Here is an 18,269-nt window from a genome sequence, read left to right as displayed (position 1 = left end):
GCAACAAAAAAACTGCATCTCATGGGAAGATGCAGTTCACCTGTTATGTATATATGGCGTGTATCATCAAAAAGTATATACAATGGCTCTCTACACTTCCCCACGCTAGTATTATCTAGATCGGGTAATAAGGGTCGGATTTTCCTCTCAGCCGCTTTAAGCAGCTCCCCTAGTGTGAAACGTTTATGCAGTTTTCTTGTTACACATTTATCGTAAAAGAAGATTCTGATTTTGTAAATAGTGTATAAGTCGGATGCCGCTATTTCTTAGAAAAAAAGCATTCTATTTCCCAATCAAATTGTCCGATTGATACAATATTCTATACAACAAAATGAAGGAGCGACAGCAATGAAGAAAAGGTGGAAATGGTTTTCCGCTGGTGCGGGATTTATTGGTTTCCTTGCTTCATGTGGGCTCTATTTTTCGAATAAAATCATGTATATACGAAAAAAGGATGAAAAGGATATTTTCCATCGAGAAACGACAGAAGAGCGTTTTGACCCTGTCTCCTTTGAAAATTTACCTAAAGAAGAAGTTTGGGTCCCTTCACCTCATGGGTATTCCTTGCATGCCCTTTTAGTCACACCTCATACAACAAACCGTTATATGATCTTTTCACACGGAGTTACAGAATCCAAAACGAACATGATCAAGTATATGAATATCTTCTTAAAAAAGGGATTTAATGCCCTATTATACGATCAAAGAAGGCATGGCCTTTCTGGTGGTTCGAACACAAGTTATGGCTATTTCGAAAGACACGATTTAAAGGCGATTGTAGACTGGTTAAAGGAAAAAGTTGGTCCAAGTATCCAACTGGGGATCTTCGGAGAATCCATGGGTGGTGCAACAACAATACTTTACGCAGGTACAATTGAGGATGGTGCAAACTTTTACGTAATAGATTGTCCATTCTCTGATTTTACTGAGCAACTTCGGATTCGATTAAGGGAAGATTTTAAACTTCCATCTTTCTTACTTCCCTATACAGATTTGTTTTTAAAAGCCAGGGCAGGTTACTCCATGAAAGATGTTACCCCCATTGAAGCCGTTAAGAACATTCATAACCCCGTTCTCTTCATTCATGGTCAGGAAGATGATTTCATTCCTGCAAGCATGTCGAAAGCTCTTTATGATGCAAAGCCTGGTGAGAAAGATCTTTATATGCCAGAGAGAGGTGCTCATGCAGAGGCATATATAACAAACCCCGAAGAATACGAAGAAAGAGTTTATAAATTTATTGAAAGAGTACTTCCGGATTCGAATCAGGATGAAATTATTTAAAGGGAGCTATAGTTTGCTCCCTTTTTTCGTTATGAACTGACCATCTGTCCACCGTTCACATGAATGACTTGACCGGTAACATAGCTTGAATCCTTAGAAGCTAAATATACATAAGCTGGTGCAAGCTCATAGGGCTGCCCAGCTCTTTTCATGGGAGTATCGAGACCAAAGGTTGATACTTTTTCTGCAGAAAAACTAGAAGGAATGAGAGGAGTCCAAATTGGTCCTGGAGCCACTGCATTTACTCGAATATCATCTTTAACTAGACTTTGTGACAAGGCTCTTGTAAAACCAACAAGCGCACCTTTTGTTGCTGTATAATCCATTAACATTTCATTTCCTTCATAGGTTACCACAGATGCCGTGTTAATAATGGTATCGCCCTTTCCCATGTAAGGAAGTGCAGCTTTTATCATATAAAAGTAGGAGTATATATTTGTCTTAAAAGTTAGATCCCATTGTTCATCAGTTATATCAAGAAGAGAATTCTGAGGAAATTGAACAGCATGGTTATTTACGAGTATGTTCAAATCACCAAATGTCTTGATGGTAAGGTCAACCACATGTTTACAATGGGCTGGGTCCTTTAAATCACCTGGAATGAGAAGACATTTTCTTCCAAGCTCCTCTATTCTTGTCTTTGTACGAGTGGCATCCTCTATTTCATAGTCAGAAAAATAAGGTATAACCAAATTGGCACCCTCTTTCGCGAACGCTATCGCTACAGATGCTCCTATTCCGCTATCTCCACCTGTGATGACAGCCACCTTATTTTCAAGTTTCTTAGTTCCTTTATATTCTGGATCTTCAATAACCGGTCTCGGCTTCATCAGCTTTTCAATGCCCGGTTGAATATGTTGATGCTGTGGTGGAAACGTTAGTGGTTGTTCTTCACATTTCATGGTCATCGCATAATATGGATTCCTAAAATACATAAAGTCACCTCCAAAAGCTCTTTATTAGATTATTCCCTGAGCTTTTGGTGGTGACTTTTATCGTTTTTATCATAATGGTTTGCAATACTGCAACTTTCCGAGAGTTTTCTGGATATTTTTAACATAAAACTCTTAGAAACTTTGATTTTCGAGAGTTTTTTGGGGATTTTTTCCACAAAACTCCCGGAAACCCAAGGCTACTTAATTTCCTACGTTAAAGTTTCTTCCGCCATTCCAATCTGAACCTTCACCTGCTCCGGCGAGGTTCCTCCAAAGCTTTTCCGTGCTCCCATTACATGTTCAGGAGCCAACACTTCAAAGATATCTTCCTCAAACAACGAACTGAACTGTTTATATTCTGCCATCGTCAAATCTAGCAGATACTTTTTCTCTTGAATCGCATACAACACAATCTTCCCAATCACTTCATGGGCTTCTCTAAACGCAATTCCCTTTGTTACCAGATAATCGGCAATGTCCGTAGCATTTGAAAAATCCTGCTGTACAGCTTGTTTCATGTTTTCTTTTTTAACCGTCATCGTATCCATCATCGGGGCAAGTAGCTTTAATGAGCCCTCCAACGTTTCTACTGTATCAAACATACCTTCTTTGTCTTCCTGCATATCCTTGTTGTATGCCAAAGGTAAGCCCTTTAAAACAGTCAGTAACCCTATTAAATTCCCGTACACTCGACCTGTTTTGGCTCTAAGTAATTCCGGTACATCTGGGTTTTTCTTCTGTGGCATAATACTGGATCCTGTACAGAAAGAATCATCTAGTTCAATAAACTGGAACTCCTGGCTTGACCAGATGACGAGTTCCTCAGATAGCCTCGAAATATGAGTCATCAGTAATGATGCAATGGATAAGAACTCTACTATAAAGTCCCGGTCGCTTACCGCATCCATACTATTTGGGTACACTTTTTCAAAACCTAAAAGCTCTGCCGTACGCTCCCGGTTAATTGGGAAAGTGGTTCCTGCAAGTGCACCCGCTCCAAGTGGAGACCAGTTCACACGCTTCAAACTATCCTGCAAACGCTCCTTATCTCGCTCAAACATCCAGAAATACGCTAACAAATGATGAGCAAATGAAACAGGCTGTGCACGTTGTAAATGCGTGTATCCAGGAATCAACGTTTCTACGTTTTCTTTTGCCTGTGCTAGCAAAGCGGATTGCACCGCTTCGACTAAGCCTATCAACTCTTCTGTTTTTCCCTTCAAATATAAATGCATATCCGTCGCAACCTGATCATTTCGGCTTCTTCCTGTGTGAAGCTTACCTCCAACAGGACCGATTAAATCAATCAGCTGCTTTTCAATATTCATATGGATATCTTCATGTTCAACAGAGAACTCTAGCTCACCAGCCAAAACCATTTGTTTAATATCCAATAAACCTTGCTTAATCTTCTCCACATCTTCAACCGGAATGATCTCACATTCACCTAGCATTTGAACATGTGCTAAACTTCCTTCAATATCCTGGAGTGCAAGCTTTTGATCAAAGGAAATCGATGCTGTGAATTCTTCTACTAGTTTGTTTGTTTCCTTTGTAAATCTTCCGCCCCAAAGTTTAGACATTTGTTGACCCTCCAATGAGTATTTCTTCTTTTTTCTCCCCATTTACCTGAGAATACACTTTTGTCGTAAGACCCCATAATTTAATAAAACCAACTGCGGCATTATGGTCAAACGCATCACCCTTGGAATACGTTGCTAGCTCTTCATTGTACAAGCTATATGGAGATTGACGTCCCACAACGAAATGAGTTCCTTTATGCAGTTTCACTCGGATTTTACCTGTTACCGTTTTCTGTGTTTCCTCTACAAATGCCTCTAATGCAGTACGAAGTGGTGAATACCAAAGTCCGTCATAAACAATCTTGGCCATTTGCTGCTCAACTTGAGTTTTGAATTGAGTAATTTCTCTTGGTAATGTTAAAAATTCAAGTTCTTTATGAGCGTTAATCAGAATTAAAGCTGCTGGATTTTCATAGACTTCACGAGACTTGATCCCTACTAATCTATTTTCTATATGATCAATTCTACCGACTCCATGCTTTCCACCTAGTTCATTTAATTTCTCAATTAAAGGAACTAGGTCCATCTTTTCACCGTTTAGTGCAACGGGAACACCTTTATCAAAATCAATTTCAATATACTCTGCTTCATCTGGTGTTAATTCGATTGGATTCGTCCAATCAAAGGCTGCTTCTGGTGCTTCTGTCCATGGGTTTTCTAGGACTCCCGCTTCACAAGCACGTCCCCAAATATTTGCATCAATTGAAAATGGATTATCTAAATCTACTGGAATAGGAATCCCGTTTTTCTCGGCATACTCAATCTCTTCATCACGAGTCATCCCCCATTCTCTAACAGGTGCAACGACTTTTAAATCAGGGTTCAAAGCTTGAATGGATACTTCAAACCTTACTTGGTCATTCCCTTTTCCAGTACAACCATGTGCAACGGCTACCGCACCTTCCTTTTCAGCTACTTCAACTAAAAGCTTTGAAATAAGTGGGCGTGACAAGGCCGAGGAAAGTGGATATTTCCCTTCGTACAACGTATTAGCTTTAAGAGCAGGCAGAATATATTCCTTCGCTAAAAGCTCTTTTGCATCAATCATATAAGCCTTGATCGCTCCAACTTGGAGTGCTTTGTTTTTAATAGCTTCTAAATCTTTACCTTCTCCAACATCTAGACCTAATGCAATCACGTCATATCCGTATTTTTCCTGAATCCATTTAACTGAAACTGAAGTATCTAGCCCACCTGAATAGGCGAGAACAATTTTTTCTTTACTCAATGTAGTCACTCTCCGTTTGTTAAGGTATGAATTATTATTTATTGTATTGTATTTTTATACATAATTCAACAAAAAAATTCTATTACCCGTTTCCGAGTAATGCTTTTAAGATAGCCTTTTGTGCATGTAAGCGGTTTTCAGCTTCATCAAAAACAACAGAGTGAGGTCCATCCAAAATATCTGCGGTTACTTCTTCACCGCGATGTGCCGGCAAACAATGAAGAAATATAAAGTCAGATTTTGCGTGCTGACATAATTCACTGTTCACTTGGTAAGGAACAAAATCTTTTAACCTTCTTTCTGCTTCTTCTTCCATCCCCATACTCGCCCAGACATCTGTAACCACAACATCTGCGTCCTGAATGGCATCAAAGGGATCATGCGTCACAGTAATAGTACACCCAGAGAGATTAGCCACTTCCGTCGCTTTTGCTGTTATAAGTGAGTTCGGCTCATATCCTTTAGGACAGGCTACACTGACATGCATTCCAACTTTTGAAGCACCTTCCATGAGGGAGTGTGTCATATTATTGTTGCCGTCCCCGATATAACACATTTTTAACCCTTTCAACTCTCCTTTATGTTCAAGTATGGTTAGAAGATCTGCCAGAACTTGTGTTGGATGATGTAAATCTGTTAATCCGTTAATAACAGGAATGGTAGCATTCTCTGCAAACTCTTCTAACTGGTCATGGCCATATGTTCTGACCATAATTCCATCAACGTAACGGGATAAAACCTTTGCTGTGTCCGCTACGGTTTCACCGCGCCCTAGCTGTATATCCTTAGAACTTAGGAAAATCGCATGCCCCCCCAGTTGAAGCATCCCAACTTCGAAAGAAACTCTCGTACGAGTAGAGGATTTTTCGAAAATCATCCCTAACACCTTTCCCTTTAAGAAGGGGTGTGGAATGCCTTTCTTTTGCATGTCTTTTATAGCCAATGCTTCCGTAAGTAGATTCATAATGTCACTTGAACTAAAATCGGAAAGAGTTAGAAAATCCCTTGGTAATCTTTGAGTGTTTACTTCACTTTTCAATACTTTAAGATGACTATTCATCTTTACACCTCACTACTCATTAGATTCTGATTCCTGTTTGGATACTCATTCATCGACCGAACTTTCTTTTTCCATGTGGGTTCTATTCGGAATGCTGCTTCAAAGGTTTGCAAGCTTGTATACAATGGTACCTGATACCGAATCGATAGTTCTCGAATATAAAAACCTGCAGTACCCCAGTTACGACCACCTGTAGGAATATTTAAAACGGCCCCTATTTTTCCTTGTTTCCAAAAAGTATCTAGGTTCTGATTCTCTTTTACAATCGGCAATGGTGTTATCCCTGATTTCTTCAAGAAATCATACGTCCCCGGTGTTGCAACTACTCGGTAGCCTTTTCCGACTACCAACTCTTTAATGATAGATAGGCATTCTTCTTTATACTCATCGGCAATGGAACAGAAGATATATGGCTTTTCACTAATAGACTGCTGAGGATGATTGCCATCGTAAAACATTGCTTTATTTAGAGCTTCCTCTAGCGTTTCTCCTATTCCTAGCACTTCCCCTGTAGATTTCATCTCTGGACCGACAGCATGGTCTACACCTTTCAGTTTTGCTGCCGAAAATACCGGAAACTTTACTGAATAGAAGGATGGTTCCTGGATTAACCCTATTTCTTTCGTGACATTTCTTAGTTTTGTTCCTAGTTGAACAGACGTAGCCCATTTTACTAATGGTATATTGGTTATTTTACTTATAATCGGTACCGTTCTAGATGCCCTTGGATTTACTTCTAAAACGTATATCGTCTCCTGTGAAATCACATATTGAATGTTCATGATGCCCATTATGGAGCTTTCCTTAGCAATTCTCTTTGCATATTCCACAATGATTTCTTTCTGTTGTTTAGACAACATTACTGGTGGAAAGATGGCCGTACTATCCCCGGAATGAACACCTGATGCTTCAATATGTTCAAAGATTCCTGGGATGACGATATCCTTCCCATCACTAATGACATCCACTTCACATTCCATACCAGCAACGTATTTATCAACTAATAATGGCCACATTTTTTCATTCTGGGTCAAGCTTAGTTGATCAGTATATTGAAGCAGATTTTCTTCCTTATAGAAAATAAACATCGATTGTCCACCGATGACATACGATGGCCGGACCAACACTGGATAGCCTAATTTATTTGCTATGTGTACAAGTTGTTCTGGTTGACTAGCAGATTCTCCCTCAATATGAGGAATCTCTAACTTTTGTAATAGTTGATAAAACTGCTCACGATCCTCTAGCTGGTCAATAGCTTCTACTGACGTCCCCAGAACTTGAACCCCTTCTTCTTTTAGAGAATGTGCGAGATTGATAGCTGTTTGCCCACCAAATTGGATGAGGACTCCTTCTACCTTCTCTTTTTCCAGTACATACAGTACATCCTCGGTTGTTAATGGTTCAAAATATAATGAATCGGCTATGGAATAATCCGTACTAACAGTTTCAGGATTATTGTTAATGACAACCGCTTCATATCCTAATTCTTTAACGGCCAAGGTTGCATGAACCGAGCAATAATCAAACTCTACTCCTTGCCCAATTCGAATGGGACCGGAACCAATCACCGCGATTTTCTTACGGTTTGTCGGCTCTACTTCATCCTCGCCTTGCCAGGTAGAATAATAGTAGGGTGTTACTGCATCAAATTCTGCAGCACATGTATCTACTAATTTATAGCCTGGCTTTAACCCCATTGCTTTTATTTTTTCTCGAACCATTTTTTCTGTTGATTCTAAAAGGTCTGCTAGTCTAAGGTCGCTGATATTGAACCGTTTTGCTTTCATCCACAATAAATCCGGAAGAGAACCAATCGAATGAATCGATATTTCTTTTTCCAACTCCACGATCCCCTTGAGTTTCTCTAAGAACCAATAGTCTATCTGGGTGTCAGTATGAATGACCTTCAAACTTATTCCACGCCTAATGGCTTCTGCTATCGCGAACAATCTGGTATCAGTCACTGTTTGAAGAAGAGTATGAAGAGTTGTGTCTTCTAATTTTTCCATTCCCATTAGATTTAGCCCATACACACCCATTTCGAGGGAGCGAATGGCTTTATTTAGAGCACCCTCGAACGAACGATCTAATGCCATGACTTCACCAGTGGCTTTCATCTGTGTCCCTAACGTCCGGTCTGCTTCTGGAAATTTATCAAATGGAAATCTAGGTAATTTGACGACAATATAATCTAATGCTGGTTCGAATGATGCAAACGTAGACCCTGTTATCGGATTCAGTATTTCATCGAGATTATAACCGACTGCACATTTTGCAGCGATACGCGCAATCGGGTAGCCCGTAGCTTTCGAAGCCAGTGCCGAGGATCGACTAACCCGCGGATTAACCTCGATAATATAATATTGATTCGAAGCAGGATCCAAAGCGAATTGAATGTTACAGCCCCCTATAATTCCAAGAGAACGGATTACTTTCAGTGAAGCATCTCTGAGCATTTGGTGCTGGACGTCTGTCAGAGTCTGAGAAGGTGCTACAACTATTGAATCACCCGTATGAACACCAACCGGGTCCATGTTTTCCATGTTGCAAACAATGATACACGTGTCATTAGCATCTCTCATGACTTCGTATTCAATTTCTTTCCAGCCTTTTATACTCTTTTCAACTAGTACCTGGTGTATGGGACTTGCTGATAATCCTTTTTTCAGAATCATTTCTAGCTCTTCTTCTGAATGTGCAAAACCACCACCCGCCCCTCCAAGCGTATAGGCTGGCCGAATAATGACGGGATACCCGATTTCATTAACGAAGTTCAAGCCATCTTCGTAGCATTCAATGATTTTAGATTCCGGGATAGGTTCTCCAATTTCAAGCATTAAGTTTCGAAATTTCTCTCGGTCTTCTCCTTTTTGGATAGAATCAACAGAACTACCGAGGATTTGAACTCCGTATTTTTGTAAAATTCCATTCTCATGGAGCTGAACGGTTGCATTTAAACCGGTTTGACCACCTAGCGTTCCAATTAACCCATCTGGCTTTTCTTTTTTGATGATTTCTTCCAGAAATGGAAGAGTTAAAGGTTCCATATACACTTTATCTGCAATGGTTTCGTCAGTCATGATAGTTGCAGGATTATTGTTCACAAGAATAACTTCGATTCCTTCTTCCTTTAAAGCTAGACATGCCTGTGTACCTGCATAATCAAATTCGGCTGCCTGCCCAATAACAATAGGGCCCGACCCAATCACTAATACTTTTTTTAGTTCCTTATTTAACGGCATAGCTGATTTCTCCTAATGCTATAAGTTGTTCAATAAATCTATTAAAAATATGGGCAGTATCACTTGGTCCAGGATGAGCTTCCGGATGAAATTGGACGGATTGGATTGGGTACTTTAGATGTCTCAGACCCTCTACCGTTTGATCATTCACGTTACGAAAAGTGATAGCAAAAACATTCGAATCAATACTGTCATTAACGACAACATAACTGTGATTTTGTGAGGTCATGCGAACCTTACCAGTCTCGATTTCTTTGACAGCATGATTTCCACCCCGGTGTCCAAATTTTAATTTTTCCGTTTTCGCACCGTAGGCAAGAGCAATTAACTGATGTCCAAGACAAATACCTAGTGAAGGAAACCGTGTTGTCATTTTCTTTATATCTTGGAATCTATCCTTTAATTCCATCGGGTCTCCTGGTCCATTACTTAGAACCACACCATCTGGTTGGAGGTTGCACACCTGTTGATAGGTGTAATGGTAGGGAACGACTGTAACGGCGCAACCCGCATCCAATAGAGCGGTAAGAATGGATTTTTTATATCCAAAATCTATCAGAACGACATGTGGTCCATTGTTTGGATAATACTTTTCTTTCTTTGTTGATACTACCTTTACCCAAAAGGTTGGTTCATAGCTCTCTAATTTTGGGGTAGCATGAGAAAGGTCATCTGAAATGACACCTTTTACCGTGCCTTTATCACGAATAACTCGGACCAATGCTCGCGTATCAACCCAAGTTAACCCTGCAATGCCAGCCTGTTTTAACTGGTTGGACAAACTGTTAACGGCTTGGTAGTGACTTGGCTTTTCACAATGGTCTCCAATAATAACCCCTGAAAGGAAAGGTTGTTTACTTTCATTGTCAAATACATTGACTCCATAATTTCCAATGATCGGATAGCAAAAAACTAATATTTGCCCAGCATAAGAGGGATCTGTAATGATTTCTTGATAGCCTGTCATACTGGTGTTAAATACAACTTCTCCCGTTACTTGCTTTTCGGAGCCAATGAGAGTCCCTTCAAATATTTCACCTGTTTCCAGTATCAAATATCCTTTTGTCACGTAGCTGCGCCTCCTATCAATCTGTAAGTGAATATTTGAAAATGGATTCCAAAACGGCTATGAGGTCATCGATTTCCTCTTGGCTTGTGGTTAGGGGAGGAAGAATCCTGACCACATCTGGCCCAGCCGTTAGTAATAACACTTTTTGTTCACGAGCCTTTTCAACGACTTGACCTGCCTTTTTCGGAATAACAATTCCTTGAAGCAAACCCTTTCCACGAATGTCTTCAATTTGTGAACATGTCTGTTTTAATTCTTTTAGTTTTTCACTTAAATAAGTACCGAGCTCTTTTACCGTGTTCATAAAGTCTGATTGAATCATTTGCTCTATTGTCGCGATTCCTGCTGTAACGGCTAACGGATTTCCTCCAAAGGTACTGCCATGACTTCCAGGTTGAAAGCCTTTAGCTGCTTTTTCATTTGCTACAATTGCACCGATTGGAAAACCAGAGCCTAAACCTTTTGCTAAACTCATGACATCTGGCTCTATGTCATATTGTTGATAGGCAAACAGGCTCCCTGTTCTTCCCATTCCTGTTTGTATTTCATCAACCATGAGTAAAAGGTCGTTCTCTTTACATATTTGGTCAAGTTTTTTGACCCATTCCGGATTGGCTGGTATAACGCCACCTTCTCCTTGAATCAGCTCTAATAAAACCGCACAGGTATTGTCTGATACAAGGGAGTTAAGTGCCTCCATATCGTTAAAAGGTAAGTAGCGGAATCCTGGAACGAGAGGAGCAAATCCTTGTTGAATTTTTTCCTGTCCGGTTGCTGATAAAGTTGCTAAAGTTCGACCATGAAAGGACTGGGTAAAGGTTACAATTTCATACTTTTCCGAACCCCATTCTTTTTGGGCATAGCTTCGCGCTAGTTTAATAGCAGCTTCATTGGCTTCTGCACCGCTATTACAAAAAAACACTTGATCTCCGAAGCTTTGTTTTACTAGTAAACTAGCTAACTTTTCTTGCTTCGGAATGTGATATAGATTCGAGCAGTGCCAAAGCGTTAGTAATTGCTCCACCAATTTCATTTTGACTGGTTCTGGAATATGTCCTAAATTACAGGTAGCAATTCCAGACGTGAAATCTAAATACTTTTCCCCTGCTTCATCCCATACAAAGCTTCCTTTCCCCTTTACAATGGTTAAAGGAAATCTATTATAAGTAGGTATTAAAGCGGAAACCTTTAAGGAATCGCTTGAACTAGCTAGCATAGTGACTCTCCTTATTTAGCAGAATTTTGGTCCCAATTTCTTTTCCTAGGGTAAAATCAATCAAACTACTTGTATCCACCCCATTCAGAATCACAACTTCTGGGACATTTGCGGTAAGAGCATCAATAGCAGACCTTACTTTTGGAATCATTCCACCCTTGATTATTTCTTGAGAAATCATGTTCTCTATATCAGTTTGGGTTGCTTGATTAAGAAGCTGTTGTTTCCCTTCCACCACTGTATAGATGCCTGGGATATCACTAACCATACATAAGGTAGCTTGTAGTGAGCTTGCAATGGCGGCTGCAGCCATATCTCCATTGACGTTGTAACGCTGTCCCTCTAGATCCATTCCAACTGGTGAAATAACGGGAATGTACTCTGATTTGACAATCTCTTCAATCATCGTTTTGTTCACGTTACAGACATTTCCTACAAAACCTATTTCATCCGCATTATGAACAGGTGTTGTTTGTAAAAGACCTCCATCGACACCGCTTATACCGTACGCACGACCGCCTTGTTTTGTTATCTGTCTTACAATTTGTTTATTAACAGAACCACTTAACACCATCTCAACAATATCTAATACTTCTTCCGTCGTAACACGTAGGCCGTTTACAAACTTTGTCGGAATCCCTAATTTCGTTAATAATGTTGAAATAAGTGGACCTCCACCATGCACAATAATCGGTTGCCATTCCCCACCTTGTTGGAGTTGGATAATATCCCTAAAAAAGAGAGCAGGGAGCTTTTCTAGAACACTTCCCCCACATTTAATGACAAGGTACTTCACTTTACTCCCTCCTCATGTCCGGTAAGATGCGTTGATTTTGACGTAGTCATAGGTTAAATCGCATCCCCAAGCCGTTGCTTTTCCTTCACCTTGATGAAGATCAACAAAAATATGGATGTTTTCCTGCTGTAGATACGTCTTAGCCTCTTCTTCATCAAAAGCGAAAGGTAGCCCTTTTTCCACCACCGTTATCGGTCCCAATTTTACGGTGACATGAGTTGGATTTAGCTTTTCACCACTATATCCGATGGCGCACACGATTCGTCCCCAGTTTGGGTCTGTTCCGTAGATGGCTGTTTTCACTAAATTTGATGAAATAATGGATTTACTAATACCTCGAGCCGCCTCATCGTCTATGGCCCCTTCAACCTGAACCTCTATTAGTTTCGTTGCTCCTTCACCATCACGGGCAATTTGCTTTGCTAAGCTTTCTGAAACCATTTGAAATGCTTCTACAAACAAGGACCATTGTGGATGGTTATTTGTTATGGGTTTATTTTTTGCCTCGCCATTTGCCATAACAAGCACCATATCGTTTGTACTAGTGTCCCCATCGACTGTAATCATGTTAAACGTTTGATTGGTCACTTCTTTTAGAACTTCGGTTAAAGTCGTATGATCAATTTGAGCATCTGTTGTAATAAACCCTAGCATCGTAGCCATATTCGGATGAATCATTCCCGAGCCTTTCGCTGCTCCTCCGATTGTTACGACTTCTCCATCTATTTCAAGCTGGACACAGACATTTTTCACTCCAGTATCTGTTGTTAAAATCGCTTGTTCAAAGCGAATAACCCCTTCATTCTCTTTCTCCAGACTCTTTTCAATCCCAGCCTTCATTTTATCCATAGGTAACGGTACGCCAATTACTCCAGTAGATGTAACAGCTACATAATGGTTGGGAACCCCCATTTTCTCTGCAAACAGTCTCTGCATGTCATAAGCATCTTGTAAACCTTGTTCACCTGTGCATGAATTCGCATTACCCGAATTGACAAGGAGTGCTTGAATTTTATGCTCCTTATCAATGCTTTCTTGGGTAACCATTAACGGAGCCGCCTGAAAGAGATTGGTCGTATACACTCCAGCTGCCGTGGCGGGAACCACGGATGAAATAAATCCTAGGTCTAATCGTTTTCTTTTAATCCCGCAATGTAACCCTCCTGCCTTAAAACCTTTTGGAGTCGTTACTCCCCCACCTTCAACGACCATTATCTTTTTCTTTTCAATGGTTTGCATTTTGAAACTTCCTCTCGTAAGTGTTATGGATAAATCGGCAAATTCGTTAATCCTGTCTGGACATCCCAGCCATTCATAATGTTTAAGTTTTGTATCGCCTGCCCCGCTGCTCCTTTTACTAAATTATCAATCACAGATACGACCGTTAGTCTTCCAGTTCTGTCGTCTGCATAAAGGCCAATATCACAATAATTACTTCCATACACCTCTTTCGTTGCTGGAAATTCGCCTTCATTCCTAACTCTGATAAAGGGATGCTTTTCATAGAATTCTTTATAAAGATGAATGACATCAGCCGTTTTTATTTGCGCTTTTAGAGGGGCATAAATCGTTGCCATAATGCCTCTTGTCATGGGAACAAGATGTGTAGTGAATGTAATTTGCAGGTCTGACCCACTTTCGACTTTTAGCATTTGTTCAATCTCCGGGATATGTTGATGTGCTCCCATTTTATAGGCCTTAAGATTTTCATTTACTTCAGCATAATGTGTTGCTAAAGACTGGCTTCTTCCTGCTCCTGATACTCCGGATTTCGCGTCTATAATAATAGATTGATAGTCGATTAGATGGTTTTGAATAGCAGGAAGTAGCCCTAAAAGAGTAGCGGTTGGATAACAGCCCGGATTGGCAATCAGTTTAGATTCCTTTATTTCGTTCTGATACACTTCACTCAATCCGTATACAGCTTGGTTTAAGTATTTTTCTTCCGCAGCTGACTTTTTGTACCATTGTTCGTATTCAATTGGAGATTCCAAGCGAAAATCACCAGAAAGGTCGATACAAGCAACTCCGCGTTCTAAGAAATGCGGTACATAACCTTTACTTACTCCTGATGGCGTCGCAAAAAATACGACATCGACCTTATTACTAATTTGATCAACATCTAATTGATCCAATGGTTGTTGAATGATTTGAGTTAAATGTGGATAGACGGTATCCATCTCTTGCCCTGCTGTGGAATGAGAAACAATCGTTTCAATTTCTACATAAGGGTGGTGATGTAATAGCCGAATGAGTTCCACTGCACTATATCCGGTTCCGCCAACAATGGCCGCTTTCATATGTTCTTCCACTCCCTAAAGCATTTATTATTGAATGATTATAACTGTTAATGTATTTTTATACAATAATATATATAGAAAATTTTAATTATTATTAAAAATAGTTCAAATGATAGGGGTTTTATATCTCAAGGGGTTGTTTTATAGTCATAATTATTCAGCGTCATGCATAATCGCTTCACTTCTCCGCTAAGGATAAGCATAAAAAATGCCAGTGATTGGTTGATCACTGGCATTTTTCCTTATATTAGTCTCATTCGTGGACTTAGCATTTCGTTTGGCGTTTTTAATTGAAACGTATTGGCTTTTTCGGAGAAATCAATAATGAGCTCCGTACCTAAAAATACTTCGTGTTGAGGATTATAATAAATGTTAACATTCGTATTCGTTTGCGCTTGCCTATCCTTTGGTTGACTTTTCTCTTTATATAAAGTCGGGACACCACTTACGGCACATCCACAACCTTCTGTATCATAAAGTAAACGGAGAGTTTCCTGTTTGACGTTCACGCGTTTTCCAATTTCTAACCCAGCTCTTTCTGTGATGGTAATATTCATTAAATCGACTCCTCTCCCGTCTATTGTACCATCTATCCTCATATGTATGAAAACAACGGATGGATAACCTTGCAAAAGATGGCCGTTCTCCTGTACTATCATAAATATAGAAAATATTAGAGGGGATTGATAATTGTGGAAGAAAAGGTGGAAAAAGTTGTTATTAAAGTAAATGATAACGGATCACTTCGTGTGACAGGTGGGGATCTTGTCGAGCTTGTTGATGCAGAAGGAAACAAGTTCGAAACGAAAAAAGCTTTCTCTCTTTGTCGTTGTGGACTTTCTAAAAATAAACCATTTTGTGATGGGACTCATAAAGGGAACTTTGATTCCTGTGTAAGAGCTGAGAAGGTTTTATAATACGCTGAAAGGTAAAGGTGATTCTTCATTGTGTGGAGAATCACCTTTTTGTCATTTTTATAGTTCAATGTGATCTAAATACAAAAATGGAATTTGCACGTTTTCCCCGTCTTCACTTTTTATATGAAGAGTCTGCTGATACGGGTCTACTTTATGAATCCAGCCAGTAACCATTTTATATTGGCGATTTTTAAAATACGTAAGAGTAACCGGATGTTCGGTTAAAATCGCCTCTTCTAACAGCTGATTCATTTCTTCTAGCTCTTGCTCATCAAACTCTCTAGCCGTCTCATATTTATCCTCTTCTGCCCATTCACGCAAAAGCTTAACGTGTTCAGGCAGCATCATCGATGTCCATTTGATTCGTCCTCGGTCTCTAAGCATACCTCTCTTCCTTCCTTTATGACTTGTGGCCACCAACTAGCTTAGAACGATACACAGCCGTTCCACCTGGTGTATAGGAAACAGCTCTGAGTAATGCTCTTGAGCCATGTCGATAGCGAATTTTATCCATCACATAACCAAGTTCCCGCCGCTTCGGTAATTCCGGGTCAAACAAATTGAGCTGCATACTTTCATCTGGCACGATGTTTGAAAGCGTAACAGACAGCTGTCGAACCGTTTTTTTCTGGTAATGTTCATGGAACAGTTCCATACAAACACGATAAATATCCATTGTAATATTGGTCGGATTCGTAATAGAACGTGAGCGGTGGAAGCCCCCTCCAAACTCATCTTTGCTGTACCCAACACCAAGACTGATGGTTCGGCCTGCCATTTTGCTCGACCTTGCTCTTCTGCCCACCTCCTCGCAAATTTCTAATATAACGTTCTTCACCTCTTCTTCTTCCGTATAATCACGTAGTAAAATTTGACTTTTACCAAAGCTCACTTGCCCCTCCATAATGGGTGCTCCAATTTCCGATAAGTCGATTCCCCAAGCATGGTAGTACAGTTGGTTTCCCATAATTCCAAATTTAGCTTCTAATTTCTCCAAATCGTAACGGGCTAACTGGCCCACTGTAAAAATCCCCATGTTGTTAAGTGTCTTTTCTACTCTTCGGCCGATCCCCCACATTTCGCTTAACGGACTGAGTGGCCAAAGTTTTTTCTCTACATCCTCATAGGTCCATTCAGCAACCCCTTTCTTTTTGGCCTCTAAATCTAGGCACAGCTTAGAGAGAAGCATATTAGGACCAATCCCAATCGCACATGGAAGCTGAAACTCCCTTTCGATTTCGTCTTTAATTTTTTGAGCAACGATTTGGGCGTCCCCCCATAGGTTTGTTGCTCCATCCAACTCCAGAAAACTCTCATCCACGCTGTACGTATGAATCGATTCTTTCGGAACATAGCGATGAAAAAGGCGTGTAATTTCAGTGGAGAGTCTAAGGTAAGTAGACATCTTGGGCTCCACCACATGAATGCGCGGATCGTTCGGAATTTCAAATCTCCGGCACCCAGTCTTTATCCGAAAATCTTTTTTCAAACGGGGGGAAGCTGCCAACACAACACTCCCTTGGCGTTCTATGTCTCCCACAACCGCTAGATAACACGTAAGAGGATCTAATCCCATCATGACAGCCGAGCAACTAGCATAGAAGCTTTTCATATCCACACACAATATCTGCTTTCGCGGAAAACTACTGTAATCGACCATCTGCATTCATCCTCCAAAAATAACCAAACATTTGTTCTGTTTTTATTATATATATTATTGTAGGAGAATATACGTTCGGTTTCAATGGAAATTTTATGGGAAGTGGGGATGAGGGGGAGTTTTGAGAAGTAATAAGCAGTAGGCATGGGTAGTTACCGTTTCTTGGCTTATTGAATTAAAACGGGCACTAGTCACAGGCTTTAGTTATCGTTTCTTTGCTCACTGACTCAAAACGGGCACTAGTCACAGGCTTTAGTTACCGTTTCTTCAGTAACTGACTCAAAACGGGCACTAGTCATAGGCTTTAGTTACCGTTTCTTCAATCACCGACTCAAAACGGGCACTAGTCATAGCCTTTAGTTACCGTTTCTTCAGTCACCGATCCAAAACGGGCACTAGTCATAGCCTTTAGTTACCGTTTCTTCAATCACCGATCCAAAACGAGCACTAGTCATAGCCTTTAGTTACCGTTTCTTCAGTCACCGATCCAAAACGGGCACTAGTAATAGCCTTTAGTTACCGTTTCTTCAGTCACCGATCCAAAACGGGCACTAGTTTTCCGGTTTCGCAAATAATCGTCACCTAACCGCCCAAAAAACTTGTATAATAACCACGAGGTGTTACAGTTGGAGAAAAAATTAGTGTTCAAAATTTTGAAGAAGCTCTGATTCCCTATACTTCAGGTGTAGAAGACTGGGACATTCGGGTAGACGATTATGAGGTTATGTATAAGCGAGTAATGGAAAGGAAGGCTAAAACCCCAGAGCATGAGATTTATGAATTGGTGGAGGATGTTGTGTACGAATATATTACGAATGATGCGAATATGTAAGAACCGGTTAGAGGGATATGGAGATGCGCCGATGGTAAGAAAATACGCTCGGATAACCCCGAAATACGCTCGGATAGCCAGCTTTAATCCAATATCCCCCCCTCACTTATTCTCATCAGCCCCTCCCCACCGCAAAATCCTCTC

16 protein-coding genes and 1 riboswitch are annotated in these 18,269 nt (G+C 40.3%); of the genes, 3 read left to right on the top strand and 13 right to left on the bottom strand.

Annotated features, from left to right (window positions below; genetic code table 11):
- Nucleotides 1–80: 80 nt before the first annotated feature.
- Nucleotides 81–181, bottom strand: a riboswitch (TPP riboswitch).
- A gap of 167 nt (nt 182–348) precedes the next feature.
- On the top strand, nt 349–1,284 hold the full coding sequence (locus ABDZ91_RS20880; protein ID WP_343803643.1) for an alpha/beta hydrolase: 936 nt from the start codon (nt 349–351) through the stop codon (nt 1,282–1,284).
- Between the two features lie 29 nt (nt 1,285–1,313).
- Here ABDZ91_RS20880 and ABDZ91_RS20875 read toward each other — a convergent pair whose 3' ends face one another.
- From ABDZ91_RS20875 to ABDZ91_RS20825, 11 genes are all read right to left on the bottom strand, one after another.
- Complete coding sequence (locus tag ABDZ91_RS20875; protein ID WP_343803640.1) at nt 1,314–2,219, bottom strand: SDR family oxidoreductase; 906 nt, start codon at nt 2,217–2,219, stop codon at nt 1,314–1,316.
- A gap of 209 nt (nt 2,220–2,428) precedes the next feature.
- Entirely contained in the window at nt 2,429–3,802 is a 1,374-nt protein-coding gene (argH, locus tag ABDZ91_RS20870; protein WP_343803637.1) for an argininosuccinate lyase, read from the bottom strand.
- On the bottom strand, nt 3,795–5,030 hold the full coding sequence (locus ABDZ91_RS20865) for an argininosuccinate synthase (RefSeq protein ID WP_343803634.1): 1,236 nt from the start codon (nt 5,028–5,030) through the stop codon (nt 3,795–3,797). Before ABDZ91_RS20865 ends, argH begins: the two co-directional genes overlap by 8 nt.
- Nucleotides 5,031–5,112: 82 nt before the next feature.
- A complete protein-coding gene (gene argF / locus ABDZ91_RS20860; RefSeq protein ID WP_343803631.1) occupies nt 5,113–6,090 on the bottom strand; it encodes an ornithine carbamoyltransferase in 978 nt (325 codons plus the stop codon).
- Between the two features lie 2 nt (nt 6,091–6,092).
- Nucleotides 6,093–9,335, bottom strand: a complete 3,243-nt coding sequence (gene carB / locus ABDZ91_RS20855; RefSeq protein ID WP_343803628.1) for a carbamoyl-phosphate synthase (glutamine-hydrolyzing) large subunit — start codon at nt 9,333–9,335, stop codon at nt 6,093–6,095.
- Complete coding sequence (locus ABDZ91_RS20850; RefSeq protein WP_343803625.1) at nt 9,322–10,404, bottom strand: carbamoyl phosphate synthase small subunit; 1,083 nt, start codon at nt 10,402–10,404, stop codon at nt 9,322–9,324. The genes carB and ABDZ91_RS20850 overlap by 14 nt, the downstream gene beginning before the upstream one ends.
- A 16-nt stretch (nt 10,405–10,420) precedes the next feature.
- Nucleotides 10,421–11,620, bottom strand: a complete 1,200-nt coding sequence (argD, locus tag ABDZ91_RS20845; protein WP_343803622.1) for an acetylornithine transaminase — start codon at nt 11,618–11,620, stop codon at nt 10,421–10,423.
- Nucleotides 11,610–12,416: an acetylglutamate kinase gene (argB, locus tag ABDZ91_RS20840; RefSeq protein WP_343803619.1), complete on the bottom strand. Its 807-nt coding sequence runs from the start codon at nt 12,414–12,416 to the stop codon at nt 11,610–11,612. Before argB ends, argD begins: the two co-directional genes overlap by 11 nt.
- Before the next feature lie 12 nt (nt 12,417–12,428).
- Nucleotides 12,429–13,655 carry a bifunctional ornithine acetyltransferase/N-acetylglutamate synthase gene (gene argJ, locus ABDZ91_RS20835; protein ID WP_343803616.1) on the bottom strand — a complete coding sequence of 409 codons (1,227 nt, stop codon included), beginning with the start codon at nt 13,653–13,655 and terminating at the stop codon, nt 12,429–12,431.
- Nucleotides 13,656–13,678: 23 nt separating this feature from the next.
- Entirely contained in the window at nt 13,679–14,728 is a 1,050-nt protein-coding gene (gene argC / locus ABDZ91_RS20830; protein WP_343803613.1) for an N-acetyl-gamma-glutamyl-phosphate reductase, read from the bottom strand.
- Between the two features lie 230 nt (nt 14,729–14,958).
- Nucleotides 14,959–15,273: an iron-sulfur cluster biosynthesis family protein gene (locus tag ABDZ91_RS20825; RefSeq protein ID WP_343803610.1), complete on the bottom strand. Its 315-nt coding sequence runs from the start codon at nt 15,271–15,273 to the stop codon at nt 14,959–14,961.
- A 147-nt stretch (nt 15,274–15,420) separates the two neighbouring features.
- On the opposite strand from ABDZ91_RS20825, the gene ABDZ91_RS20820 reads away from it, so the two are divergent.
- On the top strand, nt 15,421–15,633 hold the full coding sequence (locus ABDZ91_RS20820) for a CDGSH iron-sulfur domain-containing protein (RefSeq protein ID WP_343804269.1): 213 nt from the start codon (nt 15,421–15,423) through the stop codon (nt 15,631–15,633).
- Between the two features lie 57 nt (nt 15,634–15,690).
- Here ABDZ91_RS20820 and ABDZ91_RS20815 read toward each other — a convergent pair whose 3' ends face one another.
- Together ABDZ91_RS20815 and ABDZ91_RS20810 are read right to left on the bottom strand one after the other, a co-directional pair.
- The gene (locus tag ABDZ91_RS20815; RefSeq protein WP_343803607.1) at nt 15,691–16,017 is read right to left on the bottom strand and encodes a YolD-like family protein; all 327 of its coding nucleotides are present in this window, start codon (nt 16,015–16,017) and stop codon (nt 15,691–15,693) included.
- A gap of 16 nt (nt 16,018–16,033) precedes the next feature.
- Nucleotides 16,034–17,293: a Y-family DNA polymerase gene (locus tag ABDZ91_RS20810; RefSeq protein ID WP_343804266.1), complete on the bottom strand. Its 1,260-nt coding sequence runs from the start codon at nt 17,291–17,293 to the stop codon at nt 16,034–16,036.
- A gap of 637 nt (nt 17,294–17,930) precedes the next feature.
- Here ABDZ91_RS20810 and ABDZ91_RS20805 point away from each other — a divergent pair.
- Nucleotides 17,931–18,125: a YqzH family protein gene (locus ABDZ91_RS20805; protein WP_343804264.1), complete on the top strand. Its 195-nt coding sequence runs from the start codon at nt 17,931–17,933 to the stop codon at nt 18,123–18,125.
- Nucleotides 18,126–18,269: the final 144 nt, after the last annotated feature.

Origin of the sequence: Bacillus carboniphilus (genome assembly GCF_039522365.1) — a bacterium.
In the GTDB taxonomy this organism is placed as follows: Bacteria; Bacillota; Bacilli; order Bacillales; family JC228; genus Bacillus_BF; species Bacillus_BF carboniphilus.
Note: the sequence above shows the minus strand (reverse complement) of the source record. Positions and strands in the feature narration are given on the sequence as shown.

Bases quoted from the DNA above. Each gene is read 5' to 3' on its own strand.
- ABDZ91_RS20810 (WP_343804266.1), bottom strand. From the start codon at position 17,293: ATGGTCGATTACAGTAGTTTTCCGCGAAAGCAGATATTGTGTGTGGAT.
- ABDZ91_RS20825 (WP_343803610.1), bottom strand. From the start codon at position 15,273: ATGAATATTACCATCACAGAAAGAGCTGGGTTAGAAATTGGAAAACGC.
- ABDZ91_RS20875 (WP_343803640.1), bottom strand. From the start codon at position 2,219: ATGTATTTTAGGAATCCATATTATGCGATGACCATGAAATGTGAAGAA.
- argF (WP_343803631.1), bottom strand. From the start codon at position 6,090: ATGAATAGTCATCTTAAAGTATTGAAAAGTGAAGTAAACACTCAAAGA.
- ABDZ91_RS20880 (WP_343803643.1), top strand. From the start codon at position 349: ATGAAGAAAAGGTGGAAATGGTTTTCCGCTGGTGCGGGATTTATTGGT.
- argJ (WP_343803616.1), bottom strand. From the start codon at position 13,655: ATGCAAACCATTGAAAAGAAAAAGATAATGGTCGTTGAAGGTGGGGGA.
- argH (WP_343803637.1), bottom strand. From the start codon at position 3,802: ATGTCTAAACTTTGGGGCGGAAGATTTACAAAGGAAACAAACAAACTA.
- argD (WP_343803622.1), bottom strand. From the start codon at position 11,620: ATGCTAGCTAGTTCAAGCGATTCCTTAAAGGTTTCCGCTTTAATACCT.
- carB (WP_343803628.1), bottom strand. From the start codon at position 9,335: ATGCCGTTAAATAAGGAACTAAAAAAAGTATTAGTGATTGGGTCGGGC.
- ABDZ91_RS20815 (WP_343803607.1), bottom strand. From the start codon at position 16,017: ATGCTTAGAGACCGAGGACGAATCAAATGGACATCGATGATGCTGCCT.